This window comes from Allocoleopsis franciscana PCC 7113 (genome assembly GCF_000317515.1).
Taxonomy (GTDB): domain Bacteria; phylum Cyanobacteriota; class Cyanobacteriia; order Cyanobacteriales; family Coleofasciculaceae; genus Allocoleopsis; species Allocoleopsis franciscana.
In genome coordinates this window covers 6,732,066-6,747,188 of sequence record NC_019738.1, presented here as the reverse complement: position 1 = coordinate 6,747,188, position 15,123 = coordinate 6,732,066, and the positions used below count along the sequence as shown (strand labels likewise).

Sequence of the window (15,123 nt, the reverse complement as noted above, 5' to 3'; positions counted from 1 at the left end):
CTCTAAGTTATCTTAAGACTTGTGATGTAAATTTATCAAAACCATGAATTCCTCAGACACTAATAAAAGGAGCGATATAGAATTGTATAATCAGGATTATTATAGTAGTCATTATGCACGAGTATTTGAAGATAAAAATTATTATGAAATTCTCTCCTTATACTGGAAAAAAGCAATTTTTGAGCAAAACAAACTCAATCCGGATTTAGACGTTTTAGATTTTGGCTGTGGTTTGGGGCAGGTTTCAGCCGCTCTAAAAAATGTTACATTCTTTGATTATTCAGACTATGCTGTGAATTTTCTGAAACGAAATGGAAAAAAGGCTTTAAACTGTATCGAAAATATTCCTGAAAACTCTTTTGATTTTTTACTTTCTTCCCACTCCCTAGAACATTCACCGACACCAGCCGAGGATTTGAAAAATTTTCATCGGTACCTCAAGCCGGGAGGTAAACTAATTCTTGTCCTTCCCGTAGAAGTCGATTTAAAACCGAGTTTAGTGCCAGACTCTAACCAACATTTTCAATGCTGGACATTTCAAACTATCACTAATCTTCTATTTCACTGCGGCTGGCGTCCTGTTCACCAAAATCTTCTTTATGGCCCTTTTCTTTTGAAAACCATTGGCTCAATCGTTTCTCAGAATCAAGCGGTCAAAATTGCTTATTGGTTAAGTTATCTAAAAAAGAACTACCCATCACTTTTAACAATTGCTGAATCAATTAATTAATCTAGAAAGTTTTCAAAGGTTCATTGAGTGAAACTGATAATTGCTTTATTGGCTGGTGTCGTTATCTTTTATCTTTCAGCTTTGAAGTGGCGTCGCTCCGTAAAAGCTGTATTTATTCTTCTAGTTTTTGAGGGAGCACTGCGAAAGTGGGTACTGCCTCAGGCTAGTGAGATGATTTATTTTCTCAAAGATGTGGTATTGATCGGAGCCTATTTGAATTTTTATGCCTTCTCTGTTCCTAAAGACAAGTTACCCACAAAAGGAGGAATAAAAATTGTTAATGTTTTGATATTTGTTGCCATGGGATGGTGTATTTTCCAGGCTTTTAATCCCAGCTTAGGATCGCCGTTGGTTGGGATTTTCGGACTCAGAGGCTATTTGGTATACATCCCCCTAATTTGGATGATTCCATACTTATTTGATTCAGAAGATGAACTTTACAAATTTTTGCGCTCGCACCTCTTGCTAACTATACCTTGTGGTCTCATCGGTATTGTTCAGTTCTTTAGCCCTTATGACAGTTTTATTAATGCTTATGCTGACGAAGCAGCAGTCGGAAAAGCTACATTCGGAGCGACATTAACAGTCCGAATCACGGGCACTTTTTCTTATATTAATAACTACGCCGTCTATCTAATAGTCTGCTTTGCCTTACTGATAGCCCTGCTTTCCGTAAAACAGTCGCTCAAATGGCAAGTTCTCGGTGTCATAGCCCTATTTTTGGTAAGCATTAACTCGTTTATGACTGGCTCTCGCACCACAATTTTAGCGGAAGTTTTATTTTTAATCGGTTATCTTTGTGCGAAAGGATTAACTCGACCTTCGAGCGCAGTACGTCTGCTCAAAAAGCTAATTCTACCGACTATCATTGTTACAATTGCTGGCTTTATCTGGTTTAGTCCGGCAATCGAGGCTTTTTGGTCGCGTGCCACATCTAATAAAGATGTATCTGGGCGAATTTTAATGAGTTTCACCGAGCCTATTGACTTTATCAAGTATAAAGAACTGGATGGCTTTGGCACGGGTGCAACCCATCAAGCTGCCCCTACAATTCGCCTAATCTTGAATTTACCACCGGGTGAAGTGATTCCAACCTATTTTGAACCAGAAATGGGCAGAATCGCTTTAGAGTTGGGTCCAATCGGCTTTCTTTTTTGGTATGGGTTAAGGGTAAGTATTCTAATTATGCTTCTACGTACCTTTTTGAGCTTAAAAACACGATTTCTGCGCGAATTAGCCCTTGTGGCTTTCCTTCTCCAGCTCATCCAAATTAATGGCTTCCTAGTTTTTCACCATACCTACGCCGTTTACTATTGGTTTCTCAGCAGCTTTATCTTTTTGCTACCTCGACTGGAACAAATAGAGAACTGGCAAAAAGAACAACAATTTTGGCAAGAACATGTCCTATCCTCGTATTTCCCTGATTCATCCTACAGGTAATCCTAACTCCCGAAATTGTGCAATCACTTTATCAGAAACTGGATTACTTAAGGAAATTATTACGACCATTGCCTATAATCCTGAAGGCTCTTTTTCACCTTACTTAACTCTACTACCCAAGAAAATTAAAGATAGTGTCACACAGGAATTAGGACGTAGAACTTGGGTCCCCCCCCCAGGTACACTGATGCGGACACATCCTTGGCAGGAAATTATACGGTTGATCCTCGTGAAAACAGGTTTATATCGCCGCTTGGGTTTCAGCTATCAAGAACTCGTCGATCACATTTATCTCTCACTGGATTGTCACGTTGCCGAACATCATCTTCAAGAGTTGGATGCCGTCTATGCTTACGAAGATGGTGCAGCTACGACATTTCAGAGGGCAAAACAGCAAGGTATCCTGTGCTTATACGATCTACCTATCGCCTTTTATCGCACAAGTCACGCTCTATTGGCACAAGAAGCTGAACGATTTCCCGACTTAGCTTCAGCGTTGCAAGTCACTCAAGAACCAACGTGGAAACTGGAGCGAAAAGAGCAGGAAATTCAATTAGCAGACCATATTTTTGCCCCCTCTTCCTTTGTACAGAATTCCTTACTTGAGGCAGGGATAAAAAAAGAAAAGATAAGTGTAGTTACCTTCGGTGCGCCGATTGATTATTTCCAGCCACAACCTAAAAACGACCCACTTTTTCGAGTGTTATTTGTTGGTCGTGTAGGGCCTCGTAAAGGTGTTCACTATTTATTAAAAGCTTGGCAGGAATTAAAGTTTCCTCAATCCGAGCTTTTATTGGTAGGAATTAATGATTTTCCGGAAGGCTGGTTAGAGCGATATACCGGACAAATCCGTTATATTTCATCCGTACCTCATGCCTCATTAAATCAGTACTATAGCTCAGCCAATGTTTTAGTAATCCCGTCTCTGGTTGAAGGACTTGCCTTAGTGCAATTAGAGGCATTAGCTTGTGGAATTCCGCTGATTACTACACCAAATGCTGGCGGTTCTGATATTATTACCGATGGTATAGAGGGCTTTATTGTCAATATTCGCGATACAGAAATGTTAAAGGAAAAACTAGAGTGGTGCTATCAACATCCCTTAGAGTTAGCGGAAATGGGTCGCGCTGCTCGTCGGCAAGCTGAGCAACTAACGTGGGAGCGATACCGTCAGACAGTTGCCAGTCAGATCTTGCAGCTTTTAAAGCACATTTAGGCTTAGTAATCAATCAATAAAACATTTATTCAATAAATATATTCAACTCAAACTTTCTTATGCAAAAAACTAAGAATGTGATGTATTTTCACTTATGGGTTCCCAATCTATTTGAGTTTAAGGGGGGAATTCAAGTCTATTTACAGGATGTTATAAAAGCGTTAATCAATGAATTTCCTAGTTTGGGATTGTCCATTTTTGATAAACTTGACAAACACTCTTCTCCAGAGCAATTGCCTTCCCAAAATCTTACATTTGTCTTTAGTGGAAACCTGCCCAGATTTTTACAAACACCCTATTTTTCTATCACCCTGATTTCCGGAGTTTTGAAAAAAAAACCAAACTTAATATTATGTGGTCATATTAATTTTTCACCTGTTGCGCTCTTCCTTCATCGACTGACAAGAATTCCTTATTGGATTATTGTCTATGGTACAGATGCTTGGGAGGTTCGAGACCCAGGTAAAATTCAAGCACTCCATTCAGCAGACAAGGTCATTTCCATCGGTACCTATACTCGCGATCGCATCATTAAAGAACAAAAAATTTCCTTGGATAAAATCAGCCTCTTACCCGTTACCTTTGATGCCAAACAATTTAAAATTAGCCCCAAACCTGATTATTTAATCCAACGTTATAGCTTAGAACCTAAACAACCCATTCTCTTAACAGTTGGTCGTTTGTCCAGTTCTGACCGCTACAAAGGTTATGACCAAATCCTCCACGCCTTACCAGAAATTCGCTCATCCATACCTAACATCCACTACATTTTAGTGGGTCAAGGAGATGACCGCCCTCGGATTGAGCAGTTAATTCATCAGCTCAATTTACAAGATTGTGTCACATTGGCAGGATTTGTCCCCGATCGCGAACTGTGCGACCATTACAATCTTTGTGATGTTTTTGTGATGCCGAGTAAGGGGGAAGGTTTTGGAATTGTCTATCTGGAAGCATTAGCTTGTGGAAAACCTACCTTAGGGGGCAATCAAGATGGGGCAATTGATGCTTTATGTCAGGGGGAATTGGGAGCCTTAGTTGACCCGGATGATCTGGAGGCGATCGCAAAAACAATCCTTCAAATTTTGCAAGGCACTTATCCAAACTCTCTAATTTATCAGCCAGAATTATTACGACAAAAAGTTATTGAAAAATTTTCATTTGAGTGCTTTCAAAAAACATTAGGTGATTTAATCAAAAACTCTGAAATTCTGGAATCTAATTCCAATCCATGAACTAAAAAACTTTTATCCTTCTACCATGAAATTTCCTGCCAAATACTGGATACCGGGGTGTACAGTTGCCGCCTTAATTGTGATTGAATTGGTCTTACGGCTGGCGTTGGGATTAGGTAGCCCGGTTTTATTTCAAGCGGATGCGGATATAGGCTACCGCTATCGACCCAATCAAACCGTATTTCGCTTTGGCAAAACCATTAAGTACAACGAGTACTCTCAACGTTCTCAACCTGTTACTACTCCTAAGCCTCAAGGTACTTTGAGGATTTTGTTCATCGGTGACTCCATTATCAACGGCGGCACCCTCACCGATCAAACGCAAACCATTTCAGCACTTTTTGAAGCGCGATTAGCTGCCAAAAAACAACCCGTAGAAGTAATTAATGCTTCAGCAGGGTCTTGGGCAATTGGTAATCAGTTAGCCTATCTCCGCAAGTTTGGCATATTTGAGAGTGAGGCGGTGATCTCGCAAATGGGTACTGATGACCTAGCGCAACCTACGAGTACTAGCGATCGCGTCGGACACGATCCATCCTACCCAGATCGACCCCCACTTTTGGCAATTCAGGAGGCTCTGACTCGCTATATATTGCCTAGATTAGCGAATCTTGTGCGTTTAGGTTCTCCCCCAGCTAACGTTTCGCGGCCTTCTGTCCAAGAACTGGACCAGCAATTTCAGCAAAATCTACAAAACTTAAACGCCCTTGTCACTTGGGTTCGTACTCAACAACGTCCTATTTTTGTCCTGTTTACGCCTAATCTGAACAATCTGGTTCCAAGTTTCAATGTGCCAAAATACAAGCCAGAATTTCTTCAGTTGCTCAATTCTTTACAAGTCAACGTAATCGACGCTCACCAAGCTTGGTCAACTCTGCCGAAAAAGACAGTAGAAACCTTTTATCAACCCGATGGAATACACCTAACGGTACCCGGTAATCAAGCGATCGCCGATTTACTCTTTGAGCGACTATGTACGGCGCAAAAGTTACCAGGCTGTTTGCCTTAAAGGCAAGTGGCAGCGTTAGTCTTTCTTTAAGGATCTAAGCCAAATTCCTTCATCTATCCCAAAGAATAATTACGACACAGAGTTATTGATTTTTTCTCTAGAGAACGCTTTAATCAGAGCTTATATGACTTCATAAAAAAAGCTAGAAATGAAATTACTCCACGTCATTCCTTCCCTAGCAAAGGTAAAAGGAGGCCCTACTCAAATCTTGCTGGAGATTGTCAGAGCTTTACGAGACAAAGGATGCGATACGGAAATTGTAACGACTAATGATAACGGGTCTGAAGTGTTAGATGTACCGTTATATCAGCGAGTTCAATATGAGCATGTTCCCGTCTGGTTTTTGCCCCGGACTTTCCTTCCGATGAAGGAATTTATTTTCTCTACGGCTTTAACGAGCTGGCTAGGGGAACATCTTAAAGAATATGATTTGGTTCATACTCACTACCTCTTTTCCTACGCTCCCACTTGTGCTGCTGCACTCGCGAGATTCCACAAAATTCCTTACATCGCAACGCCCTATGGCATGTTGACTCCTTGGGCGCTCAATCATAAGCGCCTCAAAAAGCAAGTCTATTCCCCCATCGAACGCCATAACCTCAACCAAGCTGTAGCTATCCACTGTGCAACACCCGAAGAATCACGAGATGTTCGCAATTTTGGCATACAGGCTCCTACCTTTGTCGTTCCTTACGGGGTTAATCTGCCAACTTACCAATTTCAGTCTAAGCAAAGCATCCGCGAGAGATATAACATTAAGCCGGGAACTCCAATCGTTCTCTTTTTGTCTCGCCTCCATCCCAAGAAACGTCCGGATTTGTTGTTACAAGCACTCTCAAAACTCACCAGCCTCAACTACGACTTTCATCTAATTCTGGCGGGTTCAGGAGAATCGGACTATCTTGCCTACCTCACCCATTTAGTCTCATCTCTGGGTTTAGCTAGGCGGACAACGATACCTGGTTTTGTGATGGGTGCTGATAAAGATTTGTTGCTACAAGGCTCAGATATTTTTGTTTTACCTTCGTTTTCGGAAAATTTTGGGATTGCGGTAGCTGAAGCCATGGCGGCAGGAGTACCTGTGATTGTAACTCCCGATGTTCAAATTGCTCCAGATATTGCCGCCGCCAATGCGGGATTAGTGGTTGAAGGAGAATTGGATGCTTTAGTGAGGGCAATACAAGAGTTACTCATCTCGCCAAACCGTCGGATTGAATTGGGTGAGAATGGCAAACGATTGGTGAGTCGTCGTTATTCTTGGAGTGCGATCGCTGTTAACCTTACCTCTGTTTATGAGGCGATCGGGCAAGGAAAGCGCTTCCCGGTTGCACGGTAGTTTGACTCGGTGCCACTTCCAGAACTTAACGTCGGCTCAGCTTTTGCCTTTGGGGATCTTGGGTGTAATATCGCAGATATTGGTCATAACTGCTGGTCGTGTAGTTTTTAACACCATTGGCAATCAATCCCAAGACACGAGCGCGAGAGGTTCTCAATCCATACAACACTTCGGTTAAGACGGCGCGATCCGTTTTTCCCAGTCCCACCACCAAGGCAATCCCATCAGTATGAGCCGCGAGAATTCTCGCATCCGCTAAACCCAGCAGAGGTGGCGTATCAAAAAGCACTAAGTCAAATTGCTCCTGGAAGCGCTCAACTAAATGCCGCATCTTTTTAGAAGCGAGAAGCCGGGTGGGATCGGGAGGAATTTGACCGGCTGTCAGCACAAACAGATTATCATCTGTGGGTGTTAGGGCAGTGGAGCCAAAGGAGCATCGTTGGATCACATCATCCACATGGATGTCACTGGAAATCACATTGCTGAGTCCCCAGACATTCGGCAAATCCGTCGTTTCATGGATGCGAGGACGGCGCAAATCTGCATCCACCAGCAACACTCGTAACCCCATCGCTGCTGCCGCTTGAGCTAAGAATGTGGTAATGGTCGATTTTCCATCTGCGGGAGTTGAGGAACTAATCACCAACGAGCGAATCGGTTGATCCGGACTGATAAATTGTAGGTTGGTGTGGAGCGTGCGAAAGGACTCTAAGAAGGGAGAAGTATTATATCCATAAGAGGAACGCCCAACTTTCATCGTTTGACGCTCGGCATCGGGCATCACATTGACCGAAGGTTCTGAGGCACGTTTCTTCAGGTCTTTAGTAAAGGGAATGGTGCCCAAGATGGGTAAACCGGTGCTGTCTTTCAGTTCATCCGGTGAGTGGAACACCTTGTCTAGCTTTTCCGCTAAAAATCCGGCACCGGCTCCAGCCAGTAACCCCGCGATGCCAGCGAGTATTATACCACGCGGGACGTTAGGCGAGATGGGGGCTTGGGGCTTTTGTGGCTCGGATAACTTCTGCCAAGCCGGAGTCTTTTGAGATTCCTCAATTTGTAGCTTCTCCTGAACGGCGAGAAAGCGGCTCAAGCTTTCTGTTGCGACACTGAGCTGCCGCTGTAAATCCGTGTAGAAACGAGCGACAACGGGTAGATCGGTGAGTTGCTGACTGAGCCTGCGTTCAGCGTCAGCAATTTCTTGGCGGCGAACTTGAAGAACCTGCACTTGGTTTTTGGTATCGACCAGCTTTTTCGTCAAATCTTGGCGAATTGAACTGGGGGAAGCCAGGGATTCAGGATTGTCGGGGACGCCAGAGGCTCCATTGCCCACAACTGTTAACGCTTCCTGCTCTACCAAGGGTTCTAATCTTCGTTCCTCATCACGCAGCCTCTGCATGATCGGGTTGTCGTCTTGCAGCCGCGCCGACTCTTTGGCAATTTTACTTTTGACTTCAGCGAGCTGGTTGAGTAACTGTTGGTAGCGAGGGGCTTCCGAGAGGGCTGACGAAACAATCGCTTGTTCTGGTGTTACCCCTAACTCCGATAACTGAGTTTCTAGCTCGACGTAGAGCTTTTGCGCTTCACCTAGCTGGCTTTCGGTCTCTTGCCGTTGTTTGGTAATATCGCCGACACGATTGGTCAACAGTTGACCTTGAGTTTCTGGATCGACAATTTTATATTTTTGCCGCAAATTCTGGATAGACTGCTGAAGCTCATTCACTCGTTTTTTGAGCTCCTCTGTCTGCCCATTGACAAACTTCAGCCCTTGACTGAGGCTGGTTCGTTGCTCTGTCTCCGAGTACTTGATGTAGCCTTGGGCGACTTGCTCTAAGATGAACTGAATTTTTTCGGGGTCTGAATCCTGATACCGAACTTCTAGAATTTTAGTTTCTGCCAGTCGGGAAATCCCCAGTTGGTCCCGCAGTGTGTCGTAGTTAATCTCCGGATAACGCTTTTGAATTTGCTTGACAATCGGAGACATCACCTGAGGACTCCACAAGACCTGAATCTGGGTCTCGTAGTCCGGACTCTCCACTTGCATACTGGTGTTTTTGCTGAGGGCTTGAGTCAGCTCATCAACCTTATCTGCACCCGAAACTGAACCGACCAGCAGTTGAAATTTGCCCTCGTATCTGGGAACCTGTTTCATAACCTTGGCAGCCACCCCAGAGGCGACAGCGATCGCCACACCCGCGATAATGATCAATCGCCGACGGGCAATCGCCAAAACCTTACCCAGATCGAGTTTGTCTTGGTCAAGCTCAGACAACTCCGCTGTGTAGAGTGGAGACAAGTGAGATAGCTGCTTACCGTTATCGTTGGGCAGCAACGGTTGATACTCTCCATCTAGACCCATAATTCAAAAACGCTACAGTTGGCGTGAGAAAAGTAATTTTTATTCTCCTCAAATTCAGAAAAACTGAGCTGAGGATAGACCGAGCGATCAAGTCTTACCAATTACTGATACAGCCCTTGACCCGTCCGTCAGGATAAACAACTTGCTCTTCGCAAATAAAACTCTTAATCCCTTTTATAAAGAGTAAGCAAACCAGGCAACATAGGAGGGAACCTTTACGTCGAATTGACGAATGACAAGTTAAACTCGATTCATTTGTAATGAGTTTTAAGAAAATCTATTCCGGAAAACAGCTCAAAACTGAGTAGAGATAATTTGGAAAAAACCAGGCACAATGCCTTGAGAAGCGTTATTCTCAGAATTTAACCAACAATTCCCACTGTTTGTTGAAGCTTGATCGTAAATCAACAGAAAAAGGGAAAGATAGTTCATAAGCCCACCTGACTCAGTAGCGAGGCGAAATGAGTAAAGGAAATACTTTGGTACGAAACAACAGACGGATCAAACTGTCAATCATTACGCAGTTTTTTCCGCCTGATTACGCTGCAACGGGGCAGCTAATCGAAGAATTAGCACTTCAGTTGGGACGTCAGGGTCTACCCGTTGATATATTTACAGGACAGCCCGGTTATGCATTTAACAAAGAGTCAGCTCCTGCGATCGAACACTTAGAGCAGGTGAAAATTAAGCGATCGCGGATGACTCGAATTTGGTCGAAGCGCATTCGTGGCAAAGCCCTAAATGGGCTACTTTTTTGCCTGCGTTCGGGAGTTCATTTACTCAGAAACGGTAGTCGTGGTGATGTATTACTCCTAACCACCGCTCCTCCCTTCTTACCGCTTCTAGGGTACCTAGTTCACAAGAGTTTTGGTTTACCTTATGTTTGCCTGCTCTACGATCTATATCCCGATGTTGCCGTCGAACTCAATGTTATTTCTCGCGAACATTGGGCAGTCCGATTTTGGGATACCGTTAACCGCCATGTTTGGCGGCGGGCACAAAAAGTCATCGTTCTGAGTTCTACGATGAAAGACCGAGTTGTCGCCAAATGCCCAGAAATTAAGGATAAAATTAGCGTAATTCATAATTGGGCTGACCCCAATCAAATCGTCCCAATCGCCAAACATCAGAATTGGTTTGCCAAAGCCTTCAATCTGGTGGATACCTTCACGGTTCTCTATTCGGGCAATATGGGTCGCTGCCATGATATGGAAACCATCCTAGCCGCCGCTAAACTCTTAAAAGATCAGCCGATTCAGTTTGTCTTCATCGGCAATGGGGCGAAACGTGAAGGATTTCGGACCCAAGCCAGTCAGCTAGGCTTGCACAATTGCCAGTTTTTGCCCTACCAGGATAAACAAAATCTCCCCTATTCTCTGACCGCCTGTGACTTGTCCTTGGTCAGTGTCAGTCCTGGAATGGAAGGGTTGGTTGCCCCCAGTAAGCTTTATGCTGCTTTGGCAGCAGGGCGTCCCTTAGCCATTATTTGCGAACAACATTCCTATCTGCGAACGATGCTTCAGGAGTCTGGCTGTGGAGAGGCGTTCAGTAACGGCGATGCGGAAGGTTTAGCTGATTTTATTCGTCGCTTAGCCGCTGATAGCCAACTGACCAAGCAGATGGGTCAGGCAGGCCGTCGCTATCTACAGTCCAACTTTACCCCTGATTTAATTGCCCAACAGTACTCGCAGGTGTTGTGTGAGGCGGCAGGAGAAGCTATGGAATCATTTTCATCTCGTTCTATAGAATCGATTACGGGTCAATCAGTTCCCGTTCACAAATAAATTTGAAAAGGCTGAAGTATCAAAGCAGAAGGATGAAACCTGATCGGGTGACAGACTCTGGGATGAGTTCACATACTAGGGAGTCCTCCTTCATCATTCAGACGGGATACTTCTGAAATTAAGTCTAGGGGCTTTTACCATGCATACGAAGGAACTGATTATCGAAGCAGGTCGCGCCGAAAGCCAGTATTGGAAAGACCTCTGGCGCTATCGCGAGTTATTTTACTTCTTGGCTTGGCGCGACATCTTGGTGCGTTACAAGCAGACGGTGATTGGTATGGCATGGGCGCTGATTCGACCCTTTCTCACGATGGTTGTGTTCACCATTGTGTTTGGCACATTGGCGAAATTACCCTCAGAGGGTGTGCCATACCCTATTCTAGTGTTTGCAGCAATGCTACCCTGGCAGTTTTTCGCCAATGCCCTGAGTGAATGCAGTAATAGCTTGATTGGCAATGCTAACTTGATTTCCAAAGTCTACTTTCCCCGTCTGATTGTGCCAGCCAGTAGTGTAATTGTCAGCTTTGTGGATTTTCTGATTTCTGGGATGATTCTCCTGGGGCTGATGGCTTGGTATAATTTTGTTCCCAGTTGGCGAATTTTAACGCTACCGCTGTTTATTCTAATTGCGTTTGCGGCGTCGATAGGTGGAGGGCTGTGGTTGGCAGCACTGAATGTAAAATATCGAGATTTTCGCTATATTGTAACGTTTATTGTGCAATTTGGCTTGTACATCTCGCCGGTTGGTTTTAGTAGTAGTATTGTCCCCCAACAGTGGCGCTTCATTTATTCGCTCAATCCCATGGTGGGAGTGATTGATGGCTTCCGTTGGGCGATTATCGGGGAAACAACCCAGATTTATTGGCCTGGATTTATGGTGTCTGTGGGATTGGTGATTGTACTATTGGCGACGGGTATTTGGTATTTTCGTAAGGTAGAACGCCGATTCGCCGATGTCATTTAAAATGGCGTATACTCGCCTAATCGGTTGTGATGTGCGATTGACAAGCCTTGCTAGATTAATTTCTCCGAAGAGCGGGATGACGAATCCCTCGTTTCACTTGTAAACTCATTGGGTGTACTCTTGTTGGAGTATGCAGCAATTCCACACCTAAAGGCTGTGGGCTTTCTTGGAGATTGCTGTAATGTCTGATACGGTGATTCGGGTTGAGAACCTGAGCAAGAAGTACATCATTGGTCACCAAAGACAGGAGGGTTACATCTCACTTCGAGATGTAATATCTAATGGTGCCAAGTCATTGAGGCACAAGTTGTTGAAGCCCTCAAAAGAAAAGATTGTTGACCCAACGGTTGAAGAATTTTGGGCACTCAAGGATGTGTCGTTTGAAATTCAGCAAGGCGATCGCGTTGGGATTATTGGTCGTAACGGTGCAGGAAAATCCACTCTCTTAAAGATTTTAAGCCGAATTACGGAGCCGACGACTGGGCGTATTTCGATTAAAGGGCGAGTAGCCAGTCTTTTAGAAGTGGGGACAGGCTTTCATCCAGAATTGACGGGTCGAGAGAATATCTATCTTAACGGTGCGATTCTGGGGATGAGTAAGGTGGAAATCAAAAAGAAATTTGATGAGATTGTCGCTTTTGCGGAAGTTGAGAGGTTTCTTGATACACCTGTCAAGCGTTATTCTTCTGGAATGTATGTCCGTTTAGCTTTTGCTGTGGCAGCGCATTTGGAACCTGAAATATTAATTGTGGATGAGGTGCTAGCGGTAGGGGATGCAGCGTTTCAGAAAAAATGTTTGGGGAAGATGGAAGATGTTGCGGAAGAAGGGCGAACGGTTTTGTTTGTGAGTCATAATATGGCAGCGGTAGAAAAATTGTGTCAGCACGGCATTGTTTTACATCAAGGGAAGCTACAGTATATTGGTAGTCAAACCGATTGCTTAACCAAATACCTAACAAATTTATCAACAATTGTGAGTTCTATAAAAGAAAGAACTGATCGGCAAGGTTCAGGTGAAGTGAGGGTTGTCGCGATTGAAATCAGAGATAAAGAAGGAAATATTCTCGATGCTGTGACTTGTGGACAAGAATTAAATATATACTTTTATTTTGAGAATTATTCACTTATTAAACTAACAAATATTCTGATAGGTTTAATCGTGAAAACTCCGTTAGATGTAGCTGTTTTTCTTCAGCATAATCGTTTATCTCAAGAAGACTTTGGGATTCTCCCTGAAAAGGGAGCTTTTGTATGCCAAATTAAACGCTTGCCTTTACCCCCATCCACCTACAAAATCACCTATAGTGTTATGCCCAATCAGGGTTTTGATGGACTGTATTTAGACTTTATGGAAGATGCCGCCAATTTTACCGTTGTTGATGGAGATTTCTATGGGTGTGGTGAGGTGCCACAGATCACTCATGGGGTTTGCCTCGTTGAAGCCAGTTGGGGAGTTAAGTCGAATTTGTAAGCGTTTTTATAAAACTAAGTAAGCTTAATCAAAGTAGATGAGCAAAATGCTATATTCGCCACCTCAGATTATTAAAAAGCTTGTTCCCTCCCCTCTGAAATCTAAAGTATGGAAAGAAGTTTATAATGCTCGTAAACTTAAAAAGTTATGGAATCATATAAAAACTATTGGAATTGATAGATTACTCTGGACAATAGAAACTGTTGAGATAGAATATGGTCACTTGCTATCTGTTCAGGAAAACAAGCCCTTAAGTCAAGCAGGAGAGCCAATTCCTTGGTATACTTATCCAGCTTTTGAATATTTAAATCAACTAGATTATCAAGATAAGGATATTTTTGAGTATGGGGCTGGAAATAGTTCTTTATTTTGGGCTAAAAAAGCTAGAAGTGTAATTAGCATCGAAAGCGATAAGGAATGGTATGTATCCCTAAAAAGTCAGATAGATTCAAATCAAAAATTACTTTTGCTTGAAGAGGAACAAGAGTATGTAAATTCAATTTTTAAAGAACAGAAAAAGTATGATGTAATTGTGATTGATGGTGTTCATCGATTAGCCTGTTCTCAGGTAGCTGTTCAATGCCTTGCCGCAGGTGGGTTAATCATACTGGATAACTCGGATTGGTTTCCTAAGACAACAACGACTTTAAGAGAGACAGGTTTAATTCAAGTTGACTTTACAGGATTAGGTCCAATCAATTATTATACCTGGACAACTTCTATATTCTTAAATAGAAATTTTTCGCTAAAATCTCGATCTGAACTACAGCCAGAATATGGGATTGGTAGTTTAGTTCAAGTGGCAAATCCGGAGTAACCCTTTGAATTATTTTTATATGAAATAAGCTGATATATGCCAACAATTAAAGGTGCGTTAAGAAGATTAAAAGAGGCTTTTCAAGTAGCTTGTTTTCCTAATAAATTTTATATTTATCCCAAAGATAAGTATCTTTATCATAATCTCTCCTACTCCCAGGAAGGTGAAGATATGATGTTAGCAAGATTTTTTTTAGAACAAACACAAGGTTTTTATGTAGATGTTGGCGCACATCATCCCCAACGATTTTCTAATACTTACTACTTTTATTTAAAAGGGTGGCGAGGTATTAATATTGATGCTATGCCAGGAAGTATGGAAAATTTTAATAAACTGAGACCTGAAGATATTAATTTAGAATTTCCTATTTCTGATAGCAATCAAACATTGACTTATTACGAATTCAATGAGCCTGCTTTAAATGGTTTTTGTGAGAAAACGGCTCATGAGCGGGATGGACTGAGGCATTATAAGATTATTGATGAGAAAAAATTAATAACCTATACGTTAGCTGAAATACTAGATAAATATTTGCCTTTAAATCAAGAAATTGATTTCTTGAATATTGATGTTGAAGGTTTAGATTGCCAAGTTCTGAAGTCAAATAATTGGCAAAAATATAGGCCGAAAATGGTCTTAATTGAGGATTTAAATTTATCATCATTAAGTTGTATAGAGGAATCAACAGTAGCTGCATTTATGAATAAGCAAGATTACAAGCTGTATGGTAAGTCTGTTTGTACCCTAATTTTTACGGCAAAAAGCTAA

The 15,123-nt window shown here is 42.7% G+C and carries 12 protein-coding genes; 11 read left to right on the top strand and 1 reads right to left on the bottom strand.

Annotated features, from left to right (window positions below; translation table 11 throughout):
* Positions 1-43: 43 nt before the first annotated feature.
* From MIC7113_RS27745 to MIC7113_RS27720, 6 genes are all read left to right on the top strand, one after another.
* Positions 44-730 carry a class I SAM-dependent methyltransferase gene (locus tag MIC7113_RS27745; protein ID WP_015185518.1) on the top strand — a complete coding sequence of 229 codons (687 nt, stop codon included), beginning with the start codon at positions 44-46 and terminating at the stop codon, positions 728-730.
* 27 nt (positions 731-757) lie between these two features.
* Entirely contained in the window at positions 758-2,170 is a 1,413-nt protein-coding gene (locus tag MIC7113_RS27740; RefSeq protein ID WP_015185517.1) for an O-antigen ligase family protein, read from the top strand.
* On the top strand, positions 2,130-3,386 hold the full coding sequence (locus MIC7113_RS27735; RefSeq protein ID WP_015185516.1) for a glycosyltransferase family 4 protein: 1,257 nt from the start codon (positions 2,130-2,132) through the stop codon (positions 3,384-3,386). The genes MIC7113_RS27740 and MIC7113_RS27735 overlap by 41 nt, the downstream gene beginning before the upstream one ends.
* A 59-nt stretch (positions 3,387-3,445) precedes the next feature.
* Positions 3,446-4,618 (top strand): glycosyltransferase, encoded by a 1,173-nt coding sequence (locus MIC7113_RS27730; protein WP_015185515.1) that lies wholly within the window; start codon positions 3,446-3,448, stop codon positions 4,616-4,618.
* Positions 4,619-4,643: 25 nt separating this feature from the next.
* Positions 4,644-5,627 carry an SGNH/GDSL hydrolase family protein gene (locus MIC7113_RS27725; protein ID WP_015185514.1) on the top strand — a complete coding sequence of 328 codons (984 nt, stop codon included), beginning with the start codon at positions 4,644-4,646 and terminating at the stop codon, positions 5,625-5,627.
* A gap of 148 nt (positions 5,628-5,775) precedes the next feature.
* The gene (locus MIC7113_RS27720) at positions 5,776-6,963 is read left to right on the top strand and encodes a glycosyltransferase (protein WP_015185513.1); all 1,188 of its coding nucleotides are present in this window, start codon (positions 5,776-5,778) and stop codon (positions 6,961-6,963) included.
* A 25-nt stretch (positions 6,964-6,988) separates the two neighbouring features.
* Here the strand turns inward: MIC7113_RS27720 and MIC7113_RS27715 are convergent, their stop codons facing one another.
* Positions 6,989-9,319 (bottom strand): GumC family protein, encoded by a 2,331-nt coding sequence (locus MIC7113_RS27715; RefSeq protein WP_015185512.1) that lies wholly within the window; start codon positions 9,317-9,319, stop codon positions 6,989-6,991.
* A 461-nt stretch (positions 9,320-9,780) separates the two neighbouring features.
* On the opposite strand from MIC7113_RS27715, the gene MIC7113_RS27710 reads away from it, so the two are divergent.
* From MIC7113_RS27710 to MIC7113_RS27690, 5 genes are all read left to right on the top strand, one after another.
* Positions 9,781-11,103, top strand: coding sequence for a glycosyltransferase family 4 protein (locus MIC7113_RS27710; RefSeq protein ID WP_015185510.1), 1,323 nt, complete (start codon positions 9,781-9,783; stop codon positions 11,101-11,103).
* 139 nt (positions 11,104-11,242) lie between these two features.
* Positions 11,243-12,067: an ABC transporter permease gene (locus MIC7113_RS27705; protein ID WP_015185509.1), complete on the top strand. Its 825-nt coding sequence runs from the start codon at positions 11,243-11,245 to the stop codon at positions 12,065-12,067.
* A 181-nt stretch (positions 12,068-12,248) separates the two neighbouring features.
* Positions 12,249-13,538 (top strand): ABC transporter ATP-binding protein, encoded by a 1,290-nt coding sequence (locus tag MIC7113_RS27700; RefSeq protein WP_015185508.1) that lies wholly within the window; start codon positions 12,249-12,251, stop codon positions 13,536-13,538.
* A gap of 37 nt (positions 13,539-13,575) precedes the next feature.
* The gene (locus MIC7113_RS27695) at positions 13,576-14,355 is read left to right on the top strand and encodes a hypothetical protein (protein WP_051055811.1); all 780 of its coding nucleotides are present in this window, start codon (positions 13,576-13,578) and stop codon (positions 14,353-14,355) included.
* A gap of 36 nt (positions 14,356-14,391) precedes the next feature.
* Positions 14,392-15,123 carry an FkbM family methyltransferase gene (locus MIC7113_RS27690; RefSeq protein ID WP_015185506.1) on the top strand — a complete coding sequence of 244 codons (732 nt, stop codon included), beginning with the start codon at positions 14,392-14,394 and terminating at the stop codon, positions 15,121-15,123.

Excerpts from the sequence above, each read along its gene's own strand:
- MIC7113_RS27705 (WP_015185509.1), top strand. The coding sequence starts at position 11,243 with ATGCATACGAAGGAACTGATTATCGAAGCAGGTCGCGCCGAAAGCCAG.
- MIC7113_RS27700 (WP_015185508.1), top strand. The coding sequence starts at position 12,249 with ATGTCTGATACGGTGATTCGGGTTGAGAACCTGAGCAAGAAGTACATC.
- MIC7113_RS27690 (WP_015185506.1), top strand. The coding sequence starts at position 14,392 with ATGCCAACAATTAAAGGTGCGTTAAGAAGATTAAAAGAGGCTTTTCAA.
- MIC7113_RS27725 (WP_015185514.1), top strand. The coding sequence starts at position 4,644 with ATGAAATTTCCTGCCAAATACTGGATACCGGGGTGTACAGTTGCCGCC.
- MIC7113_RS27715 (WP_015185512.1), bottom strand. The coding sequence starts at position 9,319 with ATGGGTCTAGATGGAGAGTATCAACCGTTGCTGCCCAACGATAACGGT.
- MIC7113_RS27720 (WP_015185513.1), top strand. The coding sequence starts at position 5,776 with ATGAAATTACTCCACGTCATTCCTTCCCTAGCAAAGGTAAAAGGAGGC.
- MIC7113_RS27710 (WP_015185510.1), top strand. The coding sequence starts at position 9,781 with ATGAGTAAAGGAAATACTTTGGTACGAAACAACAGACGGATCAAACTG.
- MIC7113_RS27735 (WP_015185516.1), top strand. The coding sequence starts at position 2,130 with ATGTCCTATCCTCGTATTTCCCTGATTCATCCTACAGGTAATCCTAAC.
- MIC7113_RS27695 (WP_051055811.1), top strand. The coding sequence starts at position 13,576 with ATGAGCAAAATGCTATATTCGCCACCTCAGATTATTAAAAAGCTTGTT.
- MIC7113_RS27745 (WP_015185518.1), top strand. The coding sequence starts at position 44 with ATGAATTCCTCAGACACTAATAAAAGGAGCGATATAGAATTGTATAAT.
- MIC7113_RS27730 (WP_015185515.1), top strand. The coding sequence starts at position 3,446 with ATGCAAAAAACTAAGAATGTGATGTATTTTCACTTATGGGTTCCCAAT.